Here is a 26,488-nt window from a genome sequence, read left to right on the forward strand (position 1 = left end):
AAAATTTTAATTTTACGTTTTATTTTTATTCTACTGAAAATTGAAGCACTTGAAAGTATTTCCCCTCTGAATAATCTTCCGTGGAATCTTCCAGGTGTATTGTCATATCCGGATTAGAGAAGTCACCTTCTAAAGCCTCATATATAAGAGAAGCTAGTTCTAAGCTACGATCATAATCATCACTAACAGCGTTTACGAATACAGTAGGAATTTGCCGGGCAACGCCCATTTTAGTATATTCTTGTTTGTAACCATCACGCTGATATATGATGAAGTCACCCTCTGTCTTCATTGGGGCAACAACAGGAAATATTTTCTTTCCTATCAGAGAGGTGATATCTTCTGAATCAAGTAAAATATTTCTAATCTCGGTTGTAATCGCCAGTTTATTCATTAGCTTCTGTTATTTATTCGTTGAACGGCTTTTTGAACACCTTGATAGAGTGCATTCATGGCCCTACTCTCTTCACTCACTTTTGCATCTGACCAAAAACGATTAGCCGGCATAATACCTCGATTCGCCCCACTCTTTGTTCTTCTAACTTTTGTTCCGGAGTCCACCAAGTGAGAATGATTACCACCCGGACGATCAAAACCCGCAAGTGCTCCAAGTTTATTTCGTTTGACCCGGTTTGTAAACGAGTTCATCAAGTGGTTAGTCTGTTTCCCACGATGAAGAAGACGAGACCGGAGATTAGCCCTACCTTTAACTCTGAAAACATTGACAGCAGATCGAAGCCCGCTTCTAATAGCCTTGTCCTTTTCAAAGTCCTCTAAATTGTCTACGAGGTACTGAATGTTTTCCCGGTCTATTTGTTTAACCTCAATCATGTATCAATTTTTTCAAGAGTTAATAGCAGACTGTTATCGTTCATTTGAGGATTAACCATTTTGAGATTATACTCGTTACCGTTGTAAACAACATGAAGATTCTCTTTGATAGCCGGATAATTACGCACTTGGAAAACGAGTGTATGCCCGATAAATTGCTCCATCGCACTAACTCCATCCCGATCTGCGATAAGAGACATTTTCTTTCTGCATGCCCGGCATTGGAATACTTCTTTATATTCCTTCTTCACTGCACCCGTAGGGCTTTGTGTCTCAATAGGGGATTTGAATACAAGTGTTTCACGTAATAATCCTGCTCTCATTTTGAATAGTCTCTATAAAGATCAACTAAGTATTTTGCCCCTTGAGGAATTTCCTTTAGAGCGGCATACGCGGTATTTTCCCGATTTGTATAATAGGCACCAAGACACAGCAACATCGCCTGAACCAGTGGCATAGGAATATTCTTACCGCCATCAATGGTAGCAAGTTCTTCCACGGATACGCAAAGTTCCTTCGCTGTTTTCTCCTCGACTACTTTAATAAGAGCCTCTATATACGAATCTTCATCCGTATACGAGGGCTCTATATTCAAGTGCCTTTTTGCCATATCTAAGGTCACGTATGCCATATTACTTCATTGATGCAATAGTGAATGATTCAGGACGAATCATACCCATATTCCAGTAAGAGTTAACCACCAAACGAACCATACCCTTAGTTGCTTGCGTGTACGGATCTACAGTCAAGTCAATAGCCCCCCACTGTCCAAGGAAGTAATCTGCCCAATTACCAAATACAATACCGAATTCATCTTTTGCTTCCTGTAATCCCTTCGGAATATTGTTTGTGCGTAAAGCACGGTATCCATTCAGCATACCAATACCATCGTTACCAAAGATGAACCCACCGGCACCGGAGGCATCTTTTACTTTGGTTTTCGCTTTTCCCACTAATGAAGGATGCATGATATACCCTAAATTTCCGAACAGGGCGTTGTTTAGGTCGGCATTGGTTTCCAATTCTACAATTTTAGCCCAATCCATGGCACCGTTAACACTTCCGAGAGTTTGGAACATTCCGTCAGGGACGTTATCTTCATGTGCAGCATTGCTCAATGCGGTTTTCTCCACCTTTTGTGCAATAGCGACAGCTAATAATTGGCGGATTAGACCTTCCACAGAACGATTCTCTTGGATCAGTAATTGCTTGGAAATGTCTACGTAAGCTGTCAAACGATTCGGGCTGTAAAGTTTACCTTTGGAAAATTCTCCCTTACCGTCTTTTGCTTCGTCATTTTCTCCTTCCCAGAAAACTTGTGCGGCACTGTGCTTTGGCCAGTAGATATTTCCGACTAATCCGGTCATCATACGTACTCCAGCTTGGGACAATACGAGATTAGCCTCTAAAGGCAACAACAATTCCTGTTGTTCTTCGTCAATCACGACACCTGTAGTAGCTTCTATCCCTGCAGTGTAAGCCGCACGTTTCTGATATGTCAGAGGGACAATCAACTCACCGCAATTTTCAGCAGTAGCGGCTACAGAACGGTGTAATTTGGTTGCATCCTCAATAACCGATGCTTCACTGGCACGTTGCTCTGTTTTATTCATCTGCGCCAGGATAGCACGACGGAGTGAAAAACTTTCATTTGTTTTCGGCTGATGTCTCTTTCCTTGCTGACGATTCATAACCTCGTGTTCTTCGATCTCAAGATCAATTTCTGCTCTGCGCTGCTGGTTTGTTCCCAGTTCTTCGGCTTCTTCCGGTTTGAACTGACGTTTTTCAGTCTTTGCGCCATTAATAATCTCTTTAGAACGAGCAATCAACTGATTTCTTTCGTCCTTTAACTCTGTAATACTTTTTTCTTTTGCCATAAATTTATAAATTTAGTGATTTCTCTATGCCTTGGTAATATTCTTCAGGGACTGTCTGCTCTTTCTTACGAAGTTCTTCTTCGACTTGCTCTTTACCACGCAAACACACGGACGTTTTGCTGTATGCCGCATTATACACCGGTGAAGCGTCGTACAAATTGGCAATTTTATGAACCGTACGTTTCCAGGTTCCGTCATTTTTCTTTTCCCAAGTGTCTTTTTCAACATCGAAACAAAAAGAACTCTGGTCTATCTCTCCGCGACGAAGGTTTTCCAGTAATTCTTCTCCGAGTGCTGTTTTCGGTGCCTCGAATCGATATTTCAATCCCTTGTCATCCACGGATAGAAATAATGATCCGGTCCCTTCTTTGCTTCTTGCAAGAATACCACGGGTCTGATTGTGATTCAGCAATGCAAATACATCGCTTTTCTCAATAACTCCGTCTAAAGCCCCACGCTCTATAACTTCCTCAAATGGAAGCCCGTCAGATGGTGTATTGAATAGCAGTGCGTAGCCTTCTACAGTTCTCTTTTCCTCCGTATCTCCGGTCAATTGCACCTGGAATGAAGTATTTCTAATTTCTCTTTTTTCGTCCATAACTGTACTTTTACTAACTAACCAAATTTTTGTCTGACAAATCGGGATTATTTTGCGGTTCATCCACTTTTTCTTTCACGGCATTATCCAATGTCTGTACATTCACTTGTACAAAAGCCTTATCTCCATTCTCTATTCTAGGCATATTATTCTCTCTTCGAACTTCGTTGGGTGTAGCCGCTCCTACTGTAGCCAAATCTTTCCAAAATGCAGCCTGTGCACTTTTATCGGTTCTTAGAATAGCGGAAGTATCGAATTCAGATATAAATCTCCCCCGTTCAGATGGTAGAAAGACTTTGCGGTTTATTTCTAGCTCTATTTTCGTAATAACTGCGAGGGCCGTATCTGTTAAATATTGAAGTTGGGTGGCTTCTACAGTTGAATAGCTGGATTTGGAGAGATCGAAAGCTTTGACTGGAGATACAGAGAAGAACCGGCAGAGGTCCACAACGTTAAACTGTCTGCTTTCAATAAACTGGCTGTCTTTGGGACTTATAGAAATTGGCTGATACTTCATATTCCCCTCTAGCACGGCAATACCGTTAGGATGTCCGGTTACAGGATTTGTACGTTCTTCCCATGTCTGGTATATCTGATCTTTTTTGTCTTTATCCAGTCGGGCCCCTTCAACCGTCAGTATACCTGCAACACTTGCACCGCTCTTGAAAAAACCTTCTGCGTGCTCTTCTGTACTGGTTGCAATTCCAAGAGATTGGCGCGCATGTTCGAGTGTAGACACACCAATAATGCCATCATAAGAGAAATTGAGCACATGGATCATGTCTCGTGGATCTACAAGTTCTCTAAAACCTACTACCTGATATCGTTTACGCATAATCCCAGAACGGTCAGTGACCCAAGTAATCGTCACTTGGCTGGATGGCAAATAAATGAGCTGTGCAGCATTCATTTTACTATCGCGTTCAATGTATGCGTAGCCGTTACCGGTTAGCAGTACGGAAGCCATAAGAGTTTTGAAGAAAACATACCGAGTCATATCTTCATTAGGCTCCATATTGAGCATGTAATATGCTGGATGCAATTTAGCCTCAGCCTTAAATCCATCTGCATCTAAATGATAGGTTTTCAGCGGAAGCACGGCTACACTATCCGAGATGAGATCAACACAGCGATACACAGTAGACAGTAGCATTGGTTTACTTCTGCTGGTAAACATGGGACGGGAGCCATTAAAACTCCAGGCTGTAACCTGTGACGTTTCCTGTTTACTTGCTTTTCGAATTTCGAACCCTAGAAATTTCATATATACTTTTTCTACTAACCAAAAAGTTGTCAGACAATTAATAAAATTCTCCGTACCGGGGTGAAACTAGATATATTCCAAGTGCTTCCAACTTAGCAATTACACCATCTATCTTCTTCTCTTCAAACTGTTTCGATGGCTTTGTGTTACCGTTCCTGTCACGTGCCATAGTCACATTACGGAAACAATGTCGGTTAATCACATTATTGTCAATGACAGCCTTACCAGAAAGAATCAAACGCTCCATCTCTTTGGTTGGACGGTTGAAGTTTCCTAGTGCTTGGCTAAATGGTTCCATCGGTAGCCCCTTTTCTTCTGCATTAATAACAAATTGAGTGGAGTTCCACGAGTCATATGCAATTTTCTGAATGAAAACAATCTCGCGAATACGTATTATATCATTCAGAATGTAGTCGTAATCGGTAACATTACCCGGAGTAATGGTGATTAATCCTTGTCTACGCCATTCTCCGTACAAGTCCTTAAATCTCTTCTCCTGTAAAGCTGCTTCTGGTAAATAATAGAGAGTTTTGAAATAATATTTATCTTTGGTTGGAAACATAAAATCAGCACATGTTAAGTCGCTAGTACTTGACAAGTCAATACCGGCATAGCAATCCATATCCCGGAACTGTTCAAAGTCAAGATTAGCGGAAGCCTGCAAAATATAATGGTCCGGTATCCATACGGTTTCCGAGTCACACCAGATATTGAAATTCTTTGTTTTAATACCGACTTCTTCCGAAGGTGCGTTAACTGCTGACTGTACCTGTGTCTGCAAATATTGAGGTTTGACCGTAACTCCTAGATTGGGGTTACTCTTCTGCCAAGTTTCCGGATCCTTCCAATCATCTCCCTCATCAGGAGAAAAGATTCCGGCAAACAGTGCGTCGTTTTCTTTTAGTCCAGACAGCACCTCCGTGCACATTTCCCGGTACTGGTAACACGGTCCTAGCTTATCGAATCCGGCCGTAGTGATAATAACTGCCATCGGATTATCACGCATACCTTGCGATGACTGTAGTACATCTTTCAATCCCGTATTCTTAGCGGCATGGTATTCGTCTATCAGATACATTGATGCATTAAAACCGTCCAATTTAGAATCGTCAGCGGCAAAGACCTGTAGTAGAGATAACATCTTTTCAAATTTTACCTTATCACGGAAAGAAACAAGGTCTTTTCCTTTCGGATCAATTCCTTTTGCGAATTGAGAACAGAACTTAAAAGCGATTTTCGCCTGTTCTTTAGAGTTGGCTGCAAGATCCACCTCTGCATCCATTTCTCCATCAGCGATTAGATGATACAAAGATAGTCCGGCGGCAAAAGCCGTTTTTCCGTTCTTTCGTGCAATCTCTATGTAGACGTACTTCACAAGTCGTTCCCCCGTCTCTTTGATATAGAATCCATAGATAGCTGCTATTACAAATTGCTGCCACGGTTGTAGGATGAACGACTTACCGGCATGGCGTCCGGTGAAATGCTGAAGAATAGAGAAGAATTCTATGACTTCATCTGCTTTTTCCTCCTTGAATTCGTATTGATCATCCTCCATCATGGAGAAAAAACGTTCAGCAGCAAGCTGAATAAACTTACCGGATACGACTTTCCCGCCTATAACGTCTTGAGCGTATTTATAGTAAGTCTTTGTCTGCATTAACGAGTTTCTTTCTTGCTTTTCAGATACGCTTCAAGTGGGGATTCTTCATTATCTCCTGTGTTCAGGGCTTTGATTTGTCCCTTACTTTTAGCGGTTAAACCATATTCTTTTGCCAGTTCCAGGTATTGGCTCCAGTTCTCTTTAAGCAAATTCGCCTCCGGACGTTTCACCCATTCGCCTTTTAGATTCTCCATCGTCATTCCATCCCGCGCCAAAACTTCAACGCATTCCAGATAAGCATCATAAGCCGTGGCCATCCGGTGCAGCTGGGGAATATCGGCAATTTCCAGCATACCTCTATCATTCAATTGCTTCACAAGGTCCGATATAATCTTTCGGGCTTCTTTATGCTTGATCGTTTCAGGTAGTTTAAAGCTGATTCTCTTCTTTTTTTCCATGATTTTGACTCGTTTTACTATAAAACCATACAATTGTCAGACAAAAATGCGGTTTTTAACAAAACGAAACAGTTTGGCTTTTTTCAAAAAATGCCGTGTGTGTGAACTAAGGTAGGGCGAGGTATGGAAGGCTCATTTTCTCAAAATTTGACCCCATACCCCTTTTTGATGAATGAAAAGTTAAAATTAACTTAAAATTAAGAATTATATGTTGAATTCATAGGGATTTCCCTATTTGTTTGCGTAAAGCAAATATACTATGATAAAAGTTTGCGTAAAGCAAATAAATATATTATCTTTGTAACAGTTAAAGCAAGGGGCTTTAAATCATTTGACATTATGAAACAATTAATTGACGGAGTTTGGGAATACTCACTAATCAATCCTAACGGTTTCACTCTTAACGTTGAGACAATGAAACCAGTCAAGTACGGAATATCAGTAGCGTATAAGGAAACGCAAGATAGCTTCGGAAAAGAGAGTTTAAACAGAGGTATTAATCACGCTTTAGAACATAGCAAGACGGTTGGCGGATGGTTCGATACCGACAGTAACCGATACTACTTCGATAGCGTAAAAATCTTTAAAAACTCGGAGATTGACAAAGCGATAGAGTTCGCAAAGAATCACAATCAGCTTGCAATCTACGATTTAACAAACATAAAAGAGATTAGAATTAAGCAAGGGGTTCGCCCCTTGCTTTTTCTTTCATTAAAAAGATTAAGATATGGAGAATCAAAGTATTTCAGGTTACGATCGCTTGGGTATAAGCATTGAACCTTTACAGGACGGAACAGTAAAAGTCACTCAATCAAGGCTGATAAATGGTTATATATTGAACCAAAAACAACTTATAGAACGAGGTAAAGAAGTATATCCGGATGCAAAGATTATCCCGGTTGTCTTCTCCTTGAATGTGGATGATATTACGATTGGCTGGATAGAGTCAAAGATGCAGGAGTTTGGAATAAAGAGAAACGATTTGATTAAGCAATTAGCTATCGACCGTTCCTCCTTAAGCCTCATTCTATCCGGAAAGCGTGAATTATCAAAACCTATGAGAGCAACTTTCTTTTATTACTTTTTGACGTATGAATTAAACAGAGATTTCAGAGAATACATCAACGAGCTATAATTTATTATGCGCTGCTTGATGACATTTTTTGCACAAGCTCATCAGGTTGTCGTAGTCATACGCCAATTGATTACGTTGTACCGGATCATCCGTACTCATAAACGAAGTTATGTGGTGGATGTCTTCGGCTGGAGTTGTTTTGTTTTCTTTTAAACACATTTCACAGAGTGGATTACATGCGAATTTCCAGGCACGTAAACGACGCCAGCGATCAGAATTATATATTTTTCTCCGTTCTGCGTCATAATAGTTATCATTCCTCTTCTGTTGTTTTTGGGGTTTGTAAATAGTCGGCATAAGGTATTTCTTTTAATAGTTTATTATCATTGATAGCTTGAAATTCTATCATTCGGAAGCGGTAACAGAAATAATCTATCAGCTCTTTATCTGTTGATAGACTAGAGGCCTTTTCATCTTGTGAGACAAAAACTATTGTATCTTGGAAAAGATCTTCTTTACTTTTAGAACAGTATAGTCCTTGACCATGACTGATACACATAGTCCTCAAGCGATCATAATTGTGCGCAATCATGGTCATAACTTTAATGTTAACTTTTCCCCTTCTCGGTTTTCTCATTCTGTATTTTCCAGTTCCCTGATTCATCAATCAATTCATTGATACCTCGTTGCATTATACTACGAATAATAACTGATGAACTTGTTTTTGTTATTTCTGATAACTCGGCTAATAGCATAGCTGTACGCTCATCCAGGCGGACGGATAATCGTTTTTTATATTCCATATCATTTCCTCCATCTTTGTATCCTGGCTTTAACCGCTTGCATTAAAGCCTCCTGTTTATCTATCTTACCCGCCAATGCTTTCATCACATCCTCATCCATTGTACCTTTCGCGATTAAGTGGTGAATGATGACGGGTTTGTTCTGCCCTTGACGATACAATCTCGCATTAGCCTGTAGATAGAGTTCGGAACTCCAAGGAAGACCAAACCAAACAACGATATGGCCTCCTGCTTGTAGATTCAATCCGTGTCCAGCTCCAGCAGGATGCGCTAACAATACCGGTATGCCACCTTCATTCCATACTTTAATGTCCTCCGGACCGTCAATCTCTTTTGGATGGTAGATTCTTAACTTCCTAAGTATCCGGGATACATCATGCCGGAAAGAGAAAAACACTAATACTGGCTGCCCGTTGGCGGACTCTACTATCTCTTCCAGAGCTTCCAGCTTTTCTGAATGGAGATCATGCACGTTACGATCCGAATCATATATGGCGCCATTGGCAAATTGCAATAACTTATTAGACAACGCAGCGGCATTTATAGCTGATATATCTCCGTCTTCGTTCTCCAGTGCTAACACTTGCTCCTTTTCAAATTCAAGATATTGGTTCATCATTTTCTCTGATAAATGTACTTCCACGGTCTGGTCAATCCGTTCTGGTAATTGCAAGTAGTCTTCTGCTTTCATACTGATACAAATATCACTAATCTGTTTGTATATGGCTTCTTCACTGCCACTATTTAACTTATAATCAAAAACAATCTGTCCGTTACTGCGCCCTGGACGGAAATACTTGCTACGATAAGATGTGATTGTTTTTCCAAGTCTTTCACCCAAATCCAACAAATAGAGCTGTGACCAGAGATCAATTAAACCATTAGGGGCTGGCGTCCCGGTCAAGCCTATGACACGATTGGTCTTTGGTCGTACCAGCCGGAGAGCCCGGAATCTTGCAGACTTAGACGACTTGAAAGATGACAACTCATCAATAACGACCATATCAAATGGCCAATATCCTTGCAGATGGGATACAAGCCACACCACATTCTCCCGATTGATGACATAAATGTCCGCTGATGCTTTTAATGCCGCCTTCCGTTGTTTCTCCGTACCCAGAATCTTACTAACGGTTAAACCTTTCAAGTGCTCCCATTTTGCAATTTCATCGCTCCAGGTAGACTCGGCCACTCGCTTAGGTGCAATAACAAGAACCTTACTAACTTCTAAATACTCGTCCATCAATTTTTTTATAGCCGTAAGAGTACTAATACTTTTCCCAAGTCCCATTTCCATCAGTAAAGCTCCGTATGGATGTTCAATGATATGTTGGACGGCTGTATGTTGATACTCATGTAGATTTGATTCATTCAGCATGATATTTCCTCCAAAAATTTATCTAACCCCTCCTGTGAATCAATCACCTCCGCTTTGAACCCCATTGCCCGCAGTTCTGCAATAGCTTTCTTTTGTAACTCTGTTGGCTTCTTGCCTGTAGTCTTTAATTCGGCAAAGGCTGTCTGACCTTCAGGCATCAGTACGATGCGATCCGGCATTCCACGATGATAGGGGGATGAGAATTTAAGTGCCAGGCCACCCAGCTTCTTAACTGACTCTCGTAATTTCCGTTCTATTAGTTTTTCATTCATAATTCTGTTTTTTTTTAGAGTAACCGAAGTAACCGTGTTACTGCCGTTTTCTATTAAAGCATAGCTATTAATTAGATTTATTAAATTAATCAATATTTATTACCATATATTTTAATAAAATCATAAATCTTTTAATAGAATTGAGTTACTCTGTTACTAATGGGTATAATATGTTTAATATCAAATATTTATGCAGTAACAGTAAGATAATTTATTACTGTTACTACAGTTACTAATTCTTTTAGCTAAATACATCTTCAGATTCATCAAACAATACCTTTTCAGCCCTCACCCAACCTCTCTGTTTTCCATAAGAAGTGGATAGACCATTCTTTTTAATCCATCCTTTTGCATCTTTCATTATGGCACTTATACGATTCTTCTCAATTTGTCCGGGAGTCCCTTTTATCCCCAAGGCACTACATTCGTTCAAGATTTCGGCTATACACACCTTATCTCTTAAGATTACTCCTTCGGCCGATAACGCATCTTGCTGAAAGAAATAATCGTGCTTCTGCTGATTGTTTCTCTTAGACCAGTCAGAGGGTAATCTAGTATTTAAGAACTCTTCTATAATACCTTGCCATTCATCTACTTTCTTGTATTCTTCTTGGACAGTATGAAGCGCATCGGATAATTCAGCAGGTAGCAGCAATGGCATTCTTTTTCTGTAGTTCTGAATAGCTTCGGCCCATAGCTGACCGACAATATCAGGCGTCAGATCTTCCCAAACATTATATTTGGGCTGAATCACACAGTTTTTAATAGGCCAGTAACGACGTTCCCCCGAACTATCGCGCAAAAACTGCTCCTCGTTCGTTGAAGCGAAGAAGATGCATTGTCTGGGACGATGTACATCATTCTTTCCGTAATGGGCATGAAAATCATCTGCTGTTTTTGATAAGAAGTTTTTTATCGCTTCTACTTCGGCTTTCTTGAATCCTACTAATTCACCGACCTCTATTATAAATTTTCCACGTAAATGTCGTGCCGCATCTTCCGGTTTATCCGGTGACGGCATGGAGTTACTGAACCATTTTTGATTGATAGCCATTTTTTCAATGATTGTGGATTTTCCGCATCCTTGCGTACCTACTAATACAACTATTTGGTCATATTTAGTACCAGGTTCGTAGGTCCTGTAAACGGCAGCCGTAAAAGCTATTCTTGTGATCAATCGATTCAGCTCCGTATCCTCCGCCCCTAAATAGTCTATAAACAGGGTGTCCAGTCGACGGACACCGTCCCAGGTGAGTCCATTAAAGTATTCTCTTACGGGATGAAAAGCATTTTCACGGCATACTACATCCAAAGCATCAGCAATTTTTTGTTTACCCTCCAGCCCCCAAGGTTCTTTTGATAAATACAGCCTAAGATTAGCCTCGTCATCATCGCGGATAAACATTTCTATATCTCCTTTCACTCTCCACGGTGGGAGGCGAAGCAGAGCCTTGCGATCATTGAACGTATCGTAAGCAAAACATCTTTTCAAGTTCGGATCATTCTTTAAAATGAGATCCACATTTTTAGGTGTAGCAAGATAATTACCTTTTCTATCGACATCCATTTCAGCGAGCCAGCCCGCATCTTCATCTCCGGTTATACCAGCAAAATCTTCTCCTGCTTCTAAAATCTTTTCTCTAGCAATAGTAGCCGCGATGGCCTTGTCCTTAGACGCAAACTCCTCCATCGCAATATAGGATGGGTATTTGGTTATATTGCGATTAGTACTCCTGTCTATGTCTTCATCCTTGTCACCGAATAGGTGTAAGCGCACCAAGTCGAACGCATTACAGAGCTTCCCGCTCGATGGATCCGTACCATGATGGGAATAGGCAAATTTGTCTTCATACACTACTAAACCAGCACCAGTAGAGCCATGAACGTATGTATAGCGATTATCTATTGCACAAGGCGTATAATCATCCGGCAAAAAGGTTTCTATCGCTTGGTGGATATCGTAAGTACGGCAAAACGCACCGACAATACCGGGTTTCTCCAACGGATCACCCTGTTTCTTTATTTCTCGCCTTACACTGACATCTACACGACTAGATACAGGCCATTCGGAAGCATCCCGCCAATTTTTGTATGTATCCAAGATAGCGTCTACATCCAACCAAGCCCCATCCTGATACTGGAAGATATATTGTCCATCTTTCGACGTAGATGGCCAGTACATCAATCGCTCCGGTTCATATGTTGTATCATCAAACATATCAATACCGATAACACCGGCGATATACCGTCCGATAGCCTGATACTCGTCAGGACCAACCGGACGACTGAATGGAATAACAAGACGAAGCCTTGGGGCATCCGGGGTATGTTTGTGCGTCGAATATACAGCAGCCGCACAAACAAACATCAGGCAGAAGTCTTCCCATAGATCACCAACTGCAAAGTCAATGTCAAGTGTTGCCATCGTGCGTTCTGCCACACTGCCTTTATTACGACGTCCGCCATTGACATAACCTCCTACAAAACCTCCTACGTCCTTTATTTCGTCTTGCCGAGACTTAGACACTTTTCGAAACTCGGCTATCGTCTCGGCTGTCCGTTGAGTCGTTTTTATTTTATTGAGGAATTGTTCCCATGACCATTCCCGGTTCTTCCAACACAGTTCTTTACGCCCGTTACCGATAGCGATAAATAAGGGACCATTGTTCTGTACTTTGATTTCTTTTTCTTCCGCCATAATTTAGCCTTTTCTCTTTTAATCAATATTACATCATAGATTCTATCGAATTCGGAAGGAATACCATTAATCATTCTCTACTTCTATTGTTATTCCTATTATTAGTTAATCACCTCTCTATCTTCAACATAACATTCTTCCACTTCATAGGTTAGACCATTGAAAGGATTATCAGCACTTAATTGGCACCCGAACCCAGTTTCGAATTCGATAAACTCTTCTATTTGCTCATCTGTTGCTTCAACATCAGGTAACTCTATTAGTAATTGTACTACTCGTTTCATATCTTAAATTTTATAAGTTCAATTTCAATAATTCAATAACTTCTTCTTCGGGAATATCGGCATCGTATTCGTACCCTTTTTTAATTGCCCATTCAACCATCGTTCTTGCTTGTTCATCGGAAAGTTCTTTTCCGTTCACAGAGAAAAAGCCACTAAGATTTTTTCGCCAAGCCCATCTCTTTAGGCCTCTTAGACTTGTTTTTATAGTATGCGTTGACATAATTTGCTCCTTTCTTACTTTGTTATGAAGGTTTATTAATTACCAAGTCGCACTCAGGTGCCCATCCTAATGACTTCTTACCGTCCCAGACATTATACAGCCATTCGTCAACGTAACCTTTATGAGGGCTAAAATTAGAATGATAACATTGAATTATTTCCACTTCGCTATCAATCATTGATTTGTCTGAATGATTGACTATTTTTACTTTTTCTCCGATTTTGAATTTAGCTTCCATTACTTCCGTTTTTTAGTTGGTATATAAATTGGGGATGCTTTCCCTTTATTGTTTTTATTTATGCCATTCATTTGGTCAACCATTTTTTGATTGAAGATGGTTGAACCGGCAAGACCTTTGATATTCTTTCCCATATTAGCTCCTCTCTGAGCTGTTATACGCTAAGTTTATTTCCTCTACGAGTATTCCATTCTTGCTCTACATTGGATATAGCTTCCATTATCTTACCGAAAAGGCGAGCTGGAATTTCATCGCAACAAGGATCTATAAAAGATACACACCCTTTTTCATCTATTTTATACCGTATTAAAAGCTGCTTACGGTCATCTGCTTTTTTCTTTCTACTCATAATTATATTCTTTACGTTAGTTAGCTAAACAGTTCCAACTGTGTTTCACACCATCTAACTAATCTACTTTCATGTAATCCAATGGGAATTATGCTCTCGCTTGAGTAATCTGCAAGCCTTTCAACGTACATGCCGTCAGCTTCACCGATAATGAGCCTTATTTCCTCTTTGGCAATCCAGCCGTCCGGTAATTTATATTCATCTGTTGGTATAGAAAATAATCCATTACGTGGTACAGTGTATGGCTTGTAATTGTATAAAACCTTTTTGCTCATTACTGTTCCCGTTATTAGTTACCAATTTTCTAATTCTACTATTTTACCAGCCAATTCATGTGTGCAGTCTGGCAGAAATTCAATCTTACCATTACGTACAAATGAATGGCATATATTCATTTTTTCAGCAGTAGGATACCGTACAAGTATTGACGGGGAAACCGTTGGGTTATCTACATCTCCGTTGAATTGCCAGCATGGATTTCCCATTTCTCCTTTAATAGTATTTACATAATGGGCACAACCACATCCGGGACATTGGAAAAGATATACGCCTTTCCAACCATGTTCTTCACATTTAATAAATCTAGCCATATTAGCTCCTTTCTTATTTTGAATTGAGCCATACGGCGGACATTCAACCGCCGTATGGCAACGTTATTATTCAACTATCATCCAGTCATTGGAAAACATATCCTGCCAATCAGGTACATAATTTGTAGCCATGCATCCGCATTCTGCATCTGGATATACTACCAAACATTGTTCTCGATAATGAATCGAGCCGTCTGCACACTTGCCGATCTCTTTCTTGGCTGCATCAGGTAGTGATTGCATCTTAGGAACTATGTCTGATGCTATATCAGAATTTATCTGCTTTACAATAAAGCATTTGCCTCCCCATTCCATACGAGCTATATTAAAACCTCGTTGCAAAGAGACAATAGCCTGACCGAATGTTCCGGTTTCGCCGGATGTCAATGCTTCGTTTTCAGCAACTCCTATAACATAGGATGTTTCAATCTCACCTTTTGTATAGTTTCCTGTCTGGTTACACAATCTTGCTGAGTATTCAGCTGCTTTTTCATCTAATGATTTCATTGTATTTATGGGTTTTACAAAGCCCTCCCAAGGCTCATATCTTTATTAGTTTTAATGATTCTTGTATTCCAACTTCCAATGCTTCTTCATAGGTATCCCACTGACCACCATCATTCGTTCCTTTAAATATCCCATCAGTTATATGAGTTCCATTGTCAGCTTTGCATATATCATATCCATAACCGCAAGCGTTTCTAATGATGGAAATATGTAGGTTATTTGTTTCACGAAGCCATTTCTGGGCTAATGATTGTGTTGGGAAATGATAATAGTTAAAGCCTTTTTGCAATAATATATTCAAAGTGTTTATCGTTATAAGTTTATCTTCCATTTTATTCCTCCTTTTCTTTAAAGTGTTTGATTAGCTCTTCTACGGTAGCCTTGTGGTAATTCCCCATGTTAGTATCTTTAGGCATAGAATCAAAAGCTAATGTTCTATATACAGTATTACATGGTGAACAACATTCTGTTTTTGGATGATATGCCCATTCTTCTCCATTGGTGAACCATTGATTTTCATCTGTATCATCCCTCAATGCGGCTATTGCCAAGAAAAGTTCTTCGTTAGTTCCGCAATCAATATCATTAGTTTTACGAATATCTTCATTGTCGAGCCATTCAGGGTGTATAGAAAGATAAACATTAAGATAGGCAGCTGTACACAAACAAGACCTATCACGTCTTAATGAAGAACAGTTATATCCCAACTCCTCCAACTTCTTCCGAAGCTCCGGTGTGTTGCGTCTAATAAACGCTGCTGTTGTAAATCCCATAGTTATTCGTTTTTAAGTTCTTTCAATATGCTATCAATCAAGCCGTCTATTTCCTGATCGGATAGAAATTGCTTACCTGCGTCCTTTTGCTTCTGAAGTTCAACTTTAAGCCTATTCTCTATCCTTTTCAACGCTGTACAAGTGTTCTTATCAGGATAATACCAAGCGATGGAACTGCGAATAATTGCTTTAATATGATCTAATTCTAAGCTCTCCGGACAATGTTTATCGAGAAAGTCTAAATCTTCTTTGATTAGTTTCTCATACGCCTCTTTACTTATCTTTATGCTCATATCCATTCAGTATTACGCAAATTCTTGATAATTCTTCAAGAACTTGCAAGGTTTTACTTGGTCTTATTCATTAAAAAACTTGGTCTTTTAACAAAAGCACATTTCTATATTTTTCACGTTAATCTTTCAAATAGTAATCTGTCAGATATCCATCACCTTTCAACGGTAAATCTTTTGCCCATGCTATTGGCTGTTTAAAAACTTCTTTCACAGCTTCTAGTGTTTGGCTACCATCTTTCCGGGCTTCAATAATAACTTCATCATGTACATGGAACACAATTGGGTATCCAGCTTTCTCCAGTCGAAGGATAGTCAAAGCAAGGCAGTCTCGGGCAATAGCTTGTACTATATTCTCCACCAATTTTCCTCCATACGTTTCTTGCTTTCCCCATTGTTTTGTCGTCTGGCTTAATCCCTCATAGCAGATCGATTTAGACCCAAATCGGTTCTCTCCAATATATGGCCGCGGATATGATAGGCATCTACCGGAAGGTAACTGGATAAGTAAGGCTCCGAACTTCATACAGAAATAAATTCCATGTCCGATGGTGGTAGTTGTCTTGGTATCGATACAAACCGTGGCAGCTTCCTGCACTTTATCCCACAGGCTTACAATTGCGGGGTTAGCTTTACGCCAATGAGTAACAATTTTCTGCATTTCTGCTTCTGACAATCCCATCTTCTCCCCTCCCATAGTCTTCATTGCCCCGACTCCACCTTGATAACCGAGTGCCAACTCTGCGATTTTTCCTTTTTGTCTACGTGGATCTGTTTTGGTGATTTCTTCTACTGGGACATGAAACATCATAGAGGCAGAAGCTTCATATATTTTGCCATGTGTACGGAACACGTCAAGTCGCCATTGTTCACCAGCTAGCCATGCAATTACACGGGCCTCAATGGCGGAAAAGTCGCAGACTATAAAGGTATATCCCGGTTTTGCGATAAAAGCCGTACGGATAAGCTGCGATAGTGTATCAGGAACATTACCGTACATCATTTCAACCATATCCAAATCACCATCTTTAACCAATGTACGTGCGAAGTCGAGATCTTCGATGTGATTTTGTGGCAGATTCTGTACCTGGACCAAACGCCCAGCCCAACGTCCAGTTCTATTGGCACCATAAAATTGTAACAGACCGCGCACACGATCATCAATACAAGCCGCTTTCTCCATTGCCTCATATTTCTTAGTAGAAGTCTTGCCCATCTCCTGCCGAATACGAAGCATACGCTCTACCACATCACTGCCAGCCGCTTTTAACAGGTCGGGAATATCTTTTTTATTTAGAGTGGTCACTTCACTTCCCGTCTCTTTCTCTAGCCACTCCTTTAGTTGGGCCACACTGTTTGGATTAGCCAGTCCAGATAATTCTGCAGCCTCTGTATTAAGCCTACCTTTATATAGCGTATCCATCTGGATAGCATTTTTTACAAGGTTCATATCAACCAATACACCGCGATCATTAATACGTTGATCGATAACATACAATTCTTTCTCGGGATCAGGAATAAAGAAGCTTTTTGTCTTATTGCGTATTGCTTGTTCAACCTCCACGTCCCGGATACAATAACGTTTAAACATATCCCACTTGTCCGGTGCATGTTCCGGTAGATTGCGGGTTCTGCCACCATTGACCTTTGTAGGTTTACAAGGGCATGAGAAATACTTGATAAGAGCTTTACCCTCGGTCATCTTCTGGTCTTCGAGATTCAACACTTTACCAACTTGTGCGAGTGACAGGGGAAGCCCCAGCATAGCAGACCGCACCATAGTACATTCCCATTGTTCAATCGGCAAGTCAATACCGTAATATCTCCCAATACAAATACGTTCAAAACTGGCATTGAAAGCCGTCTTTAAAATGTTTGGATCAGTCAACGCCTGGAAGATACGTTCCGGTAAAGTTTCCCCTGACGCAAAATCGACAACCTGTACCGGTTTATCATCACAAGTATAGGCAAATAGCAGAATAGTAAAATCTTCTGATTCAGCGTATTTATACAATCCACAATTACTGATATCTACAGAACTATAGGTCTCTATATCAATACCTAATACTTTGATAGGATCCCGATCATATTCCGCAGCCTTGCCGTTCATTTTCACTGCAATCTCGTTACAAATGATAGAAAAACCATTCGTTAACTTTACATTGTATCGAATTACAGCAGGAGATAGTCCGATAAGTTCACTCCAAGTTTCAAACGTGTTTTGATAACTTGTTGCAATGGTGTTCAGTTGCTGGAACTCCTTTTCGGAGCATTCTATTTTTGCGTAGAACTCGCCTGTAAAGAAGTTATTCAGATACTTAGCAAGAATGAGGAAAGCGGCTGTTAGTTCTTCGCAGTCTTGATCCGAGGCATCTTGCCGATAGCGCCGGATTACTCCGGACGCTACTTTGGCAAGTTGTTCTTGAGGTATGAGATTAGAATAAACCATCACCGTCATCCCCTGTCGGGGCCTCAAATGGAACTTCTATATCAGCAAAATCACTTTCAGCTGTAGAACGTCCTCCCAGTGGTTCACCATCAGCAATTTTCATCAGGTTGTTGAGTCCGCAAGCAATCCCTTTATTACCATTCGTGTTGAAGGCATAGAAAGTAATGGAAGCATAACCATAGCAACCACTATAAAACTCGTCCTCATTTTCGATAGGTTTTCGCATAGCATTTACTACTCCAGGCTTAGTCTTACAGTTGGCATTCAGGAAGAAAGAACCAACATAAGCTTCATCATCTGGACGTTCAGCATCGCCATCACGCAAAGGATTCTTGTACACTGCCGGAATCTTACCGCCAAATTTACCGACACCTGCTTTAAGTGCGTTGTCAATAGCAGCTTTTATCGCTCCTACAGTCTTGGTATCACTTTTAGGAATAATGAGAGATACGGAGTATTTCTTTTCACCACCTTCCGAGATGGCGGCAGGTTCCCACACGTGTACATAACTCATTCTAACTTTACCTGTTACTACTTTGGTATTCAAATTTTCGTTCATAATCGTTTTACTTTTTTACGTTGTTTATTATTTTAAAAATTACTGATTTCCTGTCCGGACGCTTATGCGCCATACAAGTGTTTTTTAGGGAGCAATCGGCTGCGCCACCTTCTTTTTGAAACACGCATTCTTTGCATCCCGGATCATTGGTGCTACTGTAGGCTCTAGGTCTACGGGCTACGATTTTTGTACCCTGAACATTTGTTACATGATTCAATTTCAGGGAGGTTAATATTTCGATAAGTTTCACTTCTACACATTTTTAAAATCGTTCTCTACTGAATTCCACTCCTGGCGTTTGTCTGACTCGGGAGCTAATGTCGGTTTCCCTTGTGGCTTGATGATAAGATCTCCAAGCAGGGCTACAAATGCTTTTTTAGTCACCATCTTCTCCATTGCTGTGATGGTCTTTAACTTAGCTGGTTCATAGATAGCAGATTTTGCAAATCCATTCTCAATTAACCGGTCAGCTACCATCATCTCATCAGAATACTTGCGATTACTTCGACCCTCCACTAATTTGAATCCCGGGAACTTTTTACCATCAAGAGCAGCTTGCAAGGCATATTCTTCGACAGCCGTTACCCAATTTTTAATCAGGTCTACTTGTGATAGTATCTCGGAGATTTCTATATCAGACAGCAGAGAGGCATTTTCAAATTCATGTTTAGCGGCTTCCAAGTTCTTTTCTGCCAATGCACGGCATTGGGCTTTCGCACGGCAAAACTGACAGTGCTTACCTGGTACGAAACTACCGTCACCGGCATAAGCCATCTTAGCGCGTGGTGCCAGTTCATTCATTCCCCAAGTAGTGAGTTCCTCTACCGACATTTCCCACTCTGATATATTATCCAGTCGTGGTTGGTAGATAGTCATGCGTACTGTATGAATGGCATACATAAAACCAAACATGTCCAAAGCACCGAGTGCATAGAGCATCATTTGTTTGTTGTCAACGGCTGACACCTGAACGCCCTTTCCGTATTTAAGGTCTATAATCTCCAGAGTTCCATCAGCGAGGATAACAGCATCACCCGTGCCAAAGCCTTCCGGGACATAAGCAGTAAGGTCTATACGTTCCTCGATACGTAGTACTGCGTCCGACGTAGTTTTCTGGGCTGAATAAAACTTATCGAAGACAAAGGCGGCATAGTTATCCGCATGAGACAATAATTCATCCGAATAAAACCTATTTTCCTTTAATTTCGACAAGGCTCTAGTTTCTTCTTCAAGACTGGTCATCCCTATTGCAAATTTCAGTAGCACCTCTCCACATTCATGAGCCAACGAGCCCTCCAGCGCAAAGTCACCAGCTTTATCCTGAAATTGCATTTCGAGCCGGGCCGATGGTGTGCAAGCCAACCAGCGGCTTGCGGCAGATGGGGATAATACAGCGTGACTCATAGGGCATTTACTTTATCGATGAATGCCTGACGTTGCTCTTGGTTGAGATCTGGCACACGTTTCACCCCGAATTCATCCAGTATAGCGAATACGGCTTCTTTGCCTTTAGTTTTAGATACAGGCCCAACAATCTTTCGGAGCATTTCGTCTGTAATCTCATCTGACTTTTTCTCTTGTACTGCAGATGCAGCCTGTTGTGATGGAGTTTCTGGAACGGACGCAGAGGGATGCTCCGGTTCCGGATTAACCTCTTCCTTCGCTACCGGCTCTTTTGCTTCGAGCATGGGGATAGCTGGAGATGCTACGGTAGGTTTCAGTACTTCGGCAGGCTTTATCACTCCTGCCAGTGTTGATACTGCACCTACTAAAGCTGGTGTAGCATCGAATTTCACGTTTACATTTACATTAAAGTCCATAATCTTTTTTTTATTTTTAAAGTAATATTCCTTTGTTTGTTAACTCAATGCGAGATTTAAACTCTCTAATCCGCCGAAAATGGTCGAAGGCTGATTTCAAATGAATTACTGCATCTACTTTAGCATAAAGATCTCCTGAAAAATCATATAGATTTTTACGAGTAATGGTTACTTCTTCGTCTGCATTTCCAAGATTGCCTTCTCCATCCATGAATTCAAAAATGAAAGAATGATGAATGCTTTTTAAAATCTCGTTTACGGTGAAATCACCTTGATTCGCATAAAGTTCTTCGATCTCATCATACACAGCTTGTTCTTCTTTCTGCAGATCAGACATAGAGTATGACATCTGGGTATAAAGGTTGGGATAACAATTACCAGCTTTCATTACTTCTTTTTTATTAATCAAGGCGTTTAATTCTTCCTGTTTTTTTTTGTCGTCCATATCGTTTATATTTTAATAAATTCTTGAATCATAATATTTTTGATTGGCGATGTATTCTTTTACTACATCTTCTTTAGAGGCACGACAACCCAAGCTGTCGTGTATGTACTGATACTTCTCTGCACTCATACCGGATAATACATCATCATTGTACTCCGTTCTTCCGGCATAGATACAACCTGTTATTGTCACTACTGCTACAACTACTGTTAGCAAGTGCTTGCTGATCCTATTCATACTCGAGTGTAGTTTTGGGGCATAGCATAACGCAACACATCAGAGCCTTTACATTCCCACCGGCCGTTCTTTTTATCAGTGGTCTTTACGAAAGCAATTTTCTTTTCAGAAGCTAATCTTTCCAGCCTTCTTCTCCCTCCAACCAAAGCCGAGGACTGATTTTTACTGAACGTTACGCCTTCAGCAGCCATCATAATTTCTTGTAATCTATCCATATCCTTTTCCTCCTCCTAAAAGAAGAAAGCTCCATTCTTTCACTATCCTATTGTGGCTGTTAGATAGTTACTCAAATAGAGCTTTGTCCAATGTCTTTTTCTGGTAACAGCCACGAAACCTTTTAATTGTGTCGTAAAACATTCACATATCATTGGATAATTGAAAAGGACTGCCTATCTTTGCAAACGACTAAATAAACAGCGATAGGAATAGGGACGCTTCTCTAACAGCCCTTTTTGTATCCGCTCGTTTTATTGTGAACTGAATTACGAATGCAAAGATTACTGATATTTTAAAGTAAAACAAATATTTCACTTTAAAATATCAGTATTTAAACTTTTATTAACTGTTTTGGTTATGAAGGAGAACTTATATGATATAATCAGAATATCCATGAATAATCCAAATGATAGGAAGATATTAGTGCTACTTAAATATTTGGAAAACAGGGATAGTAAGGAAGAAAAAACATATATTCAGTTATTGAATATTTATCCTGAAAACGAATACTTCGAGAAACTAATAATAGAAGAATTGCTTTCTTTAAAGCTAATGGATAAGAATATTATTAAAGAAAGAGAGCAAACTGAAACGGGTTATGTAAGACTTGCGGAATATACTCCGATTACAAATGCTTGCGGAAGATTAAAATTAACCTCTAACTATTTTCCATCTGAATCAAAAAAACACAAATGGGACATAGCTAGAGGTCAGTTTGCAATTGTCATTTCTATCATTTCAGTCATAATATCAATACTGGCAATCATATTTTAGAAATAATTGTGCATATGGATATAATTATGGAAATCGTAGAACATGTAATTGATACACCAAACAAAACGTTTTTTAGGTCATCATCTGACATAATGATAAGTTTTAGAGGTTAATAAACTAATTCGATACAAATATACTTTAAAATAACAGTAAAAACAAATATGACAACTAAAGAACGATTTATAGAATACTTAAAGATAAAAGGAATTGGGCAAACCTCTTTTGAAGAATCTTCTGGGCTATCAAGAGGAGCTATATCCCAAAAGTCAGGATTTAGCGCAAATTCTATAGAAAAAATAGCTATAGCTTGTCCTGATTTAAATCTTGACTGGCTCATTACTGGTAATGGAGAAATACTTAAATCATCCCACACTAATATAATTGCGAAAGCTCCTATGGAGTATGGAAAGGAACAAACTCGGCCACGTGTTCCTCTCACCGCTGCTGCTGGTTCTTTATCAGGTGACTCTATCGGAGTAACTTTAGAGCAATGTGAGCAAATGCCATTAATACATCAAATACCGTCTTATGACTTCACGATGTTCATTAAAGGCGATAGCATGTCGCCCCGGTTTGAATCTGGAGATGAAATAGCATGCCGACGCATCGATCAATCTCGTTTCATTCAATGGGGAAAGATACATGTTTTGGATACAACACAGGGATTTATCATTAAGAGAATATATGATGATGGTGATAAGATTCGTTGCGTATCATACAATCCGGAATATTCGGATTTTTCAGTACCTAAAGAAGATATTCTTTCGATGAGTTTGGTTGTTGGGGTAGTTAGTATAATGGAAATGTAATTATTGGTCTAATAAAATACACACACACATATGAATAAAACAATTTGTGGTCTTCTACTAATCTTGGTATTAGGATCGTGTGGTTCCTTGCCGCAACCAGAATCAAGAATAGGAGTTATAGATTATACTCCTTTGATTAAAGCTGGCATTTTTGTAACTGAATCCAATTCGGTAAATTTTGATTATACCGCTGTTGGTAGCATTATTGCAACGGAGAAAGGCGGATGGGTAAATGGAAGACCGAAACGTCCTACAACTGAGGATGCACTCAAAAACATAATAAAAGAACTGGAGCGTATGGGAGCAAATGGGATCATTAATTTAAATATAATCCCTTCTGTTGAGATGTCTGACGACCTTATGTCTAAGGTGTTTGTGTCTGTCATTACAGTGAAAGGAATGGCTATTAAGATACCAGATAGCAAAGTTAAAAAAGTACCTACTGAAGATTCCCATCTGCTAGGGCAAATAGACGGAATCCAGTGCCGAATTGCAAAGAAATATAATAATGGCATGACAATATGCACTTCCAAGGAGTTGACTCCCGATCAGATTAAAAAAGCAAAAGACACTTTTTCCTTGAAAGGCAAAATCATGTTTAATTTAGAGGGGGCTGAAGGAAAAGGAGAATCTTATGCTGGGATAGATGATGGATTCATTATCATCTATAAAAATAATGAGTTTATAAAGTTGTAACATACCGTATTTGCGCAAAGTACGGAATAAATAATAAAGAATGAAATAACATAATTATTAACCAAAGACACTGCAACAGTAGAAACAACGGTATCAAAGGAAAAAAAGGAAGTAGCTATAGTACGAATATAATCAGTTGATTAACAGGAGATTTTGAAAGCAGAGCACACCTTTTTAAAGTGTAACTTCTAAGGCGTGGGTCAAGCGTTCGAATCGCTTCGGAATCACTTAAATAAAACGCTAATTATCAACAGATAATTAGCGTTTTGCTTTTCTAAAAAAGTTCATTTCTGAATTTAAAAAAACAATCTGCATAGACTCCCCATTCTAATCTGTATTTCACAAAAAAGATCGTTCTTACATCAAAACAGAACTATCTTATGACATAAGTATACTGCTGATTAATGTAAAATAGCCACTCAAAAAAAGAAGGGAGAGATTCTTTTTCACATAAAATTCATTTTAACTTGGTGCATTAAATTATAAAGTATATATGAAATATTCCTTTGATAATTTGGAGAAGGTTCTGAAAATGAAAAAGGAATAATTCCTGAAAATACAGTTCTAAGCTCAATTTGTTGGCGTAAAATTTGCTAATACGTGGTTTTGTGTGTTCCTTTGTACTATAATCAATAAATTAGACATGAAAAAACTTCTATTTTTAATTATGACTGCACTGATAGTAGTTGGATGTAGTAAAAGTGATGAAGAAAAAAGTGACATTCAGGAAATTTGGCTAAATGGATACAAAGCTCTTACTCCAGAGTCTGATTACGAAAATATTTCCACCACATTTTTATTATTTAAGGCTGACAACAATGAGGAATTTGATGTGAAAAAGCAAACTTTTTCAGGGAATATACTTGATTATCAAAAAATACAAGATGAAACTTGGAATTTGCTGTCAAAATCAAAAATTAAAAAGAAAGATGGTAGCATAGTTGATGCTACTTATTCTATATTTGCCTCGTCAATAAAAGAAACATATACTTCCGCTAAAGTAAAGATTGGTAAATATTTTATGGTAGCAATATATAGCGACTCTAAAACAGGATATCATTGGCTATATTCAAATAAATATGCTTGTCAATATGTTGACATACCATATCGATATAATCCATGGGACTATTCTGTAGTTTTCCCATGTGATTTGCATAATTATGGAAAGATAGAATGGGTTTCATGGAATCAAACTCCTTATCCATATGAGTTTGAATTTTCAAAATAGGTCCATCTGCCGAAAACATTTAAAATCAGCAATACTCATTTCAAATCGGACTCTCTATAAAATAGAGCAATTTCTCAAGCTCTGAAAATAAAATATAGATACCTCTAACACTTTACTGTATCTGTTTCAAATTGCTAATAATAAAGCGATGAATTCAAATTCATCGCTTTATTATTAGCCCTAGATGGAAATATTTCCTTTACTCTTTTGTATTCTCATCCCCCACTATACCTGATGAAGAATTATCAGGAGCCTGATCTATCAAATCCATAAACTGATCCAGTTTAGGAGTTATAATAATCTCGGTCCGGCGGTTACGAGCTTTTCCTTCTGCCGTATCATTACCGGCTACCGGATTAAATTCACCTCGACCGGCAGCAGTTAGGCGTTTGGGATTTATACCATAAATATTCTGTAATGCCTGAACAACAGATGAAGCACGCAACGCACTCAAATCCCAATTATTACGTATATTCGTACGAGATATCGGATCGGTATCTGTATTTCCTTCTACCAAAACATCATAATCTTTGTAGTCCTGAATGATTTTGGCTATTTTACTAAGCACAGCCTCTGCTTTATTGCTAATTTCATAACTTCCTGATTTATAAAGCATGTTATCTGCTAAGGAAATATATACAACACCTTTCAATACCTTAATATCCAAGTCACGCATCTCTTCACGGGTAAGCGAACGGGTAAGTTTATTGACCATTACGAGATTCAAAGAGTCTGATCTATTCTTTTCTTTAACCAAATGCTGGATGAAACGGTTTGAAGCATTGATCTCATCTATCAACTTACCCATATTCATATTCCCTTGAGAGCTCTGTGTAAGACTCTTATTCAAGATGCTTTGCATATCGGACAAGCTCTTGCGTAACTCACTATTATTCCGCTGCGCTTCGGCAAGTCTCTCCTCAAGACTTGTTGAACGTGCCTGATTTTCTCTTAGCTGCAATTGACTTTCCTGATATTCTGTTTGCAACTTTGTATAATCAGTTTTTAAACCTTTAAATTGCTTCTGACTTACACAACTCGCCAATACTATACATCCTGTCAGTACTAACAACGGTCGAAAAAGATTCTTCATAACTCTATTATTTTAATTACTAACTTTTTAAGTGCCCAACTGCAGCCGTTTCCACAA

The 26,488-nt window shown here is 39.3% G+C and carries 40 protein-coding genes; 6 read left to right on the forward strand and 34 right to left on the reverse strand.

Features of this window, described 5'->3' with window-relative positions; genetic code table 11:
• Positions 1-25: 25 nt before the first annotated feature.
• Genes CJF29_RS12635 through CJF29_RS12675 form a run of 9 tightly spaced genes read right to left on the reverse strand, consistent with a single transcriptional unit; the run spans position 26 to position 6,628 of the window.
• The gene (locus CJF29_RS12635; protein ID WP_074558126.1) at positions 26-394 is read right to left on the reverse strand and encodes a DUF3168 domain-containing protein; all 369 of its coding nucleotides are present in this window, start codon (positions 392-394) and stop codon (positions 26-28) included.
• Positions 394-831, reverse strand: coding sequence for a hypothetical protein (locus CJF29_RS12640; RefSeq protein WP_099146700.1), 438 nt, complete (start codon positions 829-831; stop codon positions 394-396). The genes CJF29_RS12635 and CJF29_RS12640 overlap by 1 nt, the downstream gene beginning before the upstream one ends.
• Positions 828-1,154, reverse strand: coding sequence for a head-tail adaptor protein (locus tag CJF29_RS12645; protein WP_008998303.1), 327 nt, complete (start codon positions 1,152-1,154; stop codon positions 828-830). Before CJF29_RS12645 ends, CJF29_RS12640 begins: the two co-directional genes overlap by 4 nt.
• Positions 1,151-1,441 carry a head-tail connector protein gene (locus tag CJF29_RS12650; protein ID WP_099146707.1) on the reverse strand — a complete coding sequence of 97 codons (291 nt, stop codon included), beginning with the start codon at positions 1,439-1,441 and terminating at the stop codon, positions 1,151-1,153. The genes CJF29_RS12645 and CJF29_RS12650 overlap by 4 nt, the downstream gene beginning before the upstream one ends.
• Positions 1,442-1,463: 22 nt before the next feature.
• Positions 1,464-2,708, reverse strand: a complete 1,245-nt coding sequence (locus CJF29_RS12655) for a phage major capsid protein (protein WP_099146699.1) — start codon at positions 2,706-2,708, stop codon at positions 1,464-1,466.
• 4 nt (positions 2,709-2,712) lie between these two features.
• Positions 2,713-3,306: an HK97 family phage prohead protease gene (locus tag CJF29_RS12660; RefSeq protein WP_099146698.1), complete on the reverse strand. Its 594-nt coding sequence runs from the start codon at positions 3,304-3,306 to the stop codon at positions 2,713-2,715.
• A gap of 13 nt (positions 3,307-3,319) precedes the next feature.
• Positions 3,320-4,570: a phage portal protein gene (locus CJF29_RS12665; RefSeq protein WP_099146697.1), complete on the reverse strand. Its 1,251-nt coding sequence runs from the start codon at positions 4,568-4,570 to the stop codon at positions 3,320-3,322.
• Between the two features lie 37 nt (positions 4,571-4,607).
• Complete coding sequence (locus tag CJF29_RS12670; protein WP_099146696.1) at positions 4,608-6,227, reverse strand: terminase large subunit; 1,620 nt, start codon at positions 6,225-6,227, stop codon at positions 4,608-4,610.
• On the reverse strand, positions 6,227-6,628 hold the full coding sequence (locus CJF29_RS12675; RefSeq protein ID WP_099146695.1) for a phage terminase small subunit P27 family: 402 nt from the start codon (positions 6,626-6,628) through the stop codon (positions 6,227-6,229). Before CJF29_RS12675 ends, CJF29_RS12670 begins: the two co-directional genes overlap by 1 nt.
• A gap of 339 nt (positions 6,629-6,967) precedes the next feature.
• Between CJF29_RS12675 and CJF29_RS12680 the strand changes: the two genes are divergently transcribed.
• Positions 6,968-7,405: a hypothetical protein gene (locus tag CJF29_RS12680; RefSeq protein WP_176553138.1), complete on the forward strand. Its 438-nt coding sequence runs from the start codon at positions 6,968-6,970 to the stop codon at positions 7,403-7,405.
• On the forward strand, positions 7,356-7,763 hold the full coding sequence (locus CJF29_RS12685) for a hypothetical protein (RefSeq protein ID WP_074558115.1): 408 nt from the start codon (positions 7,356-7,358) through the stop codon (positions 7,761-7,763). Before CJF29_RS12680 ends, CJF29_RS12685 begins: the two co-directional genes overlap by 50 nt.
• Here the strand turns inward: CJF29_RS12685 and CJF29_RS12690 are convergent.
• The 24 genes from CJF29_RS12690 to CJF29_RS12805 form a co-directional block, all read right to left on the reverse strand.
• Entirely contained in the window at positions 7,758-8,060 is a 303-nt protein-coding gene (locus tag CJF29_RS12690; RefSeq protein WP_099146694.1) for an HNH endonuclease signature motif containing protein, read from the reverse strand. The genes CJF29_RS12685 and CJF29_RS12690 overlap by 6 nt on opposite strands.
• The gene (locus CJF29_RS12695; protein ID WP_099146693.1) at positions 8,017-8,301 is read right to left on the reverse strand and encodes a hypothetical protein; all 285 of its coding nucleotides are present in this window, start codon (positions 8,299-8,301) and stop codon (positions 8,017-8,019) included. Before CJF29_RS12695 ends, CJF29_RS12690 begins: the two co-directional genes overlap by 44 nt.
• A gap of 10 nt (positions 8,302-8,311) precedes the next feature.
• Complete coding sequence (locus CJF29_RS12700; RefSeq protein WP_099146692.1) at positions 8,312-8,506, reverse strand: hypothetical protein; 195 nt, start codon at positions 8,504-8,506, stop codon at positions 8,312-8,314.
• Position 8,507: 1 nt separating this feature from the next.
• Positions 8,508-9,884 (reverse strand): SNF2-related protein, encoded by a 1,377-nt coding sequence (locus CJF29_RS12705; protein WP_099146691.1) that lies wholly within the window; start codon positions 9,882-9,884, stop codon positions 8,508-8,510.
• Complete coding sequence (locus CJF29_RS12710; protein WP_099146690.1) at positions 9,878-10,156, reverse strand: VRR-NUC domain-containing protein; 279 nt, start codon at positions 10,154-10,156, stop codon at positions 9,878-9,880. Before CJF29_RS12710 ends, CJF29_RS12705 begins: the two co-directional genes overlap by 7 nt.
• Before the next feature lie 241 nt (positions 10,157-10,397).
• The gene (locus CJF29_RS12715; protein WP_099146689.1) at positions 10,398-12,854 is read right to left on the reverse strand and encodes a virulence-associated E family protein; all 2,457 of its coding nucleotides are present in this window, start codon (positions 12,852-12,854) and stop codon (positions 10,398-10,400) included.
• 101 nt (positions 12,855-12,955) lie between these two features.
• Complete coding sequence (locus CJF29_RS12720) at positions 12,956-13,138, reverse strand: hypothetical protein (protein ID WP_055229952.1); 183 nt, start codon at positions 13,136-13,138, stop codon at positions 12,956-12,958.
• A gap of 10 nt (positions 13,139-13,148) precedes the next feature.
• Positions 13,149-13,358, reverse strand: coding sequence for a hypothetical protein (locus CJF29_RS12725; RefSeq protein WP_141561022.1), 210 nt, complete (start codon positions 13,356-13,358; stop codon positions 13,149-13,151).
• Positions 13,359-13,380: 22 nt separating this feature from the next.
• Positions 13,381-13,596 carry a hypothetical protein gene (locus CJF29_RS12730; RefSeq protein WP_099146688.1) on the reverse strand — a complete coding sequence of 72 codons (216 nt, stop codon included), beginning with the start codon at positions 13,594-13,596 and terminating at the stop codon, positions 13,381-13,383.
• Positions 13,596-13,730 (reverse strand): hypothetical protein, encoded by a 135-nt coding sequence (locus CJF29_RS12735; RefSeq protein ID WP_255299366.1) that lies wholly within the window; start codon positions 13,728-13,730, stop codon positions 13,596-13,598. The genes CJF29_RS12730 and CJF29_RS12735 overlap by 1 nt, the downstream gene beginning before the upstream one ends.
• Before the next feature lie 20 nt (positions 13,731-13,750).
• On the reverse strand, positions 13,751-13,945 hold the full coding sequence (locus CJF29_RS12740; RefSeq protein WP_099146687.1) for a hypothetical protein: 195 nt from the start codon (positions 13,943-13,945) through the stop codon (positions 13,751-13,753).
• 20 nt (positions 13,946-13,965) lie between these two features.
• Entirely contained in the window at positions 13,966-14,220 is a 255-nt protein-coding gene (locus tag CJF29_RS12745) for a hypothetical protein (protein WP_099146686.1), read from the reverse strand.
• Between the two features lie 18 nt (positions 14,221-14,238).
• Positions 14,239-14,535 carry a DUF6527 family protein gene (locus CJF29_RS12750; protein WP_002560429.1) on the reverse strand — a complete coding sequence of 99 codons (297 nt, stop codon included), beginning with the start codon at positions 14,533-14,535 and terminating at the stop codon, positions 14,239-14,241.
• Between the two features lie 66 nt (positions 14,536-14,601).
• A complete protein-coding gene (locus tag CJF29_RS12755) occupies positions 14,602-15,042 on the reverse strand; it encodes an MW1434 family type I TA system toxin (protein WP_099146685.1) in 441 nt (146 codons plus the stop codon).
• 34 nt (positions 15,043-15,076) lie between these two features.
• Positions 15,077-15,373: a hypothetical protein gene (locus CJF29_RS12760; protein ID WP_099146684.1), complete on the reverse strand. Its 297-nt coding sequence runs from the start codon at positions 15,371-15,373 to the stop codon at positions 15,077-15,079.
• 1 nt (position 15,374) lies between these two features.
• Positions 15,375-15,815 (reverse strand): hypothetical protein, encoded by a 441-nt coding sequence (locus tag CJF29_RS12765; RefSeq protein ID WP_099146683.1) that lies wholly within the window; start codon positions 15,813-15,815, stop codon positions 15,375-15,377.
• Between the two features lie 2 nt (positions 15,816-15,817).
• Positions 15,818-16,108, reverse strand: coding sequence for a hypothetical protein (locus tag CJF29_RS12770; RefSeq protein ID WP_141561021.1), 291 nt, complete (start codon positions 16,106-16,108; stop codon positions 15,818-15,820).
• Positions 16,109-16,226: 118 nt separating this feature from the next.
• Positions 16,227-18,554, reverse strand: coding sequence for a DNA polymerase (locus CJF29_RS12775; protein WP_218014237.1), 2,328 nt, complete (start codon positions 18,552-18,554; stop codon positions 16,227-16,229).
• Positions 18,541-19,113, reverse strand: coding sequence for a DUF2815 family protein (locus CJF29_RS12780; RefSeq protein ID WP_099146681.1), 573 nt, complete (start codon positions 19,111-19,113; stop codon positions 18,541-18,543). Before CJF29_RS12780 ends, CJF29_RS12775 begins: the two co-directional genes overlap by 14 nt.
• A 252-nt stretch (positions 19,114-19,365) precedes the next feature.
• A complete protein-coding gene (locus CJF29_RS12785) occupies positions 19,366-20,517 on the reverse strand; it encodes a DUF2800 domain-containing protein (RefSeq protein WP_099146679.1) in 1,152 nt (383 codons plus the stop codon).
• A complete protein-coding gene (locus CJF29_RS12790) occupies positions 20,514-20,933 on the reverse strand; it encodes a hypothetical protein (RefSeq protein WP_099146678.1) in 420 nt (139 codons plus the stop codon). Before CJF29_RS12790 ends, CJF29_RS12785 begins: the two co-directional genes overlap by 4 nt.
• Positions 20,934-20,949: 16 nt before the next feature.
• Complete coding sequence (locus tag CJF29_RS12795; protein WP_099146677.1) at positions 20,950-21,378, reverse strand: hypothetical protein; 429 nt, start codon at positions 21,376-21,378, stop codon at positions 20,950-20,952.
• A 12-nt stretch (positions 21,379-21,390) separates the two neighbouring features.
• Positions 21,391-21,615 (reverse strand): hypothetical protein, encoded by a 225-nt coding sequence (locus CJF29_RS12800; protein ID WP_099146676.1) that lies wholly within the window; start codon positions 21,613-21,615, stop codon positions 21,391-21,393.
• On the reverse strand, positions 21,612-21,830 hold the full coding sequence (locus tag CJF29_RS12805) for a hypothetical protein (RefSeq protein WP_099146675.1): 219 nt from the start codon (positions 21,828-21,830) through the stop codon (positions 21,612-21,614). Before CJF29_RS12805 ends, CJF29_RS12800 begins: the two co-directional genes overlap by 4 nt.
• A gap of 358 nt (positions 21,831-22,188) precedes the next feature.
• Here CJF29_RS12805 and CJF29_RS12810 point away from each other — a divergent pair, with 358 nt between their 5' ends.
• The 4 genes from CJF29_RS12810 to CJF29_RS12825 all read left to right on the forward strand — a co-directional run bounded on the left by CJF29_RS12810 (position 22,189) and on the right by CJF29_RS12825 (position 25,338).
• Positions 22,189-22,605 (forward strand): hypothetical protein, encoded by a 417-nt coding sequence (locus CJF29_RS12810; protein WP_074558076.1) that lies wholly within the window; start codon positions 22,189-22,191, stop codon positions 22,603-22,605.
• Between the two features lie 161 nt (positions 22,606-22,766).
• Positions 22,767-23,414, forward strand: a complete 648-nt coding sequence (locus CJF29_RS12815) for a helix-turn-helix transcriptional regulator (protein ID WP_099146674.1) — start codon at positions 22,767-22,769, stop codon at positions 23,412-23,414.
• A gap of 30 nt (positions 23,415-23,444) precedes the next feature.
• Positions 23,445-24,110, forward strand: a complete 666-nt coding sequence (locus CJF29_RS12820; protein WP_074558073.1) for a hypothetical protein — start codon at positions 23,445-23,447, stop codon at positions 24,108-24,110.
• Positions 24,111-24,753: 643 nt separating this feature from the next.
• Positions 24,754-25,338, forward strand: a complete 585-nt coding sequence (locus CJF29_RS12825) for a hypothetical protein (RefSeq protein WP_008998379.1) — start codon at positions 24,754-24,756, stop codon at positions 25,336-25,338.
• A gap of 199 nt (positions 25,339-25,537) precedes the next feature.
• On the opposite strand, the gene CJF29_RS12830 is transcribed toward CJF29_RS12825, so the two are convergent.
• Positions 25,538-26,431 carry a flagellar motor protein MotB gene (locus tag CJF29_RS12830; RefSeq protein ID WP_004325852.1) on the reverse strand — a complete coding sequence of 298 codons (894 nt, stop codon included), beginning with the start codon at positions 26,429-26,431 and terminating at the stop codon, positions 25,538-25,540.
• Positions 26,432-26,488: the final 57 nt, after the last annotated feature.

This window comes from Bacteroides celer, assembly GCF_002632415.2.
Taxonomy (GTDB): Bacteria; Bacteroidota; Bacteroidia; order Bacteroidales; family Bacteroidaceae; genus Bacteroides.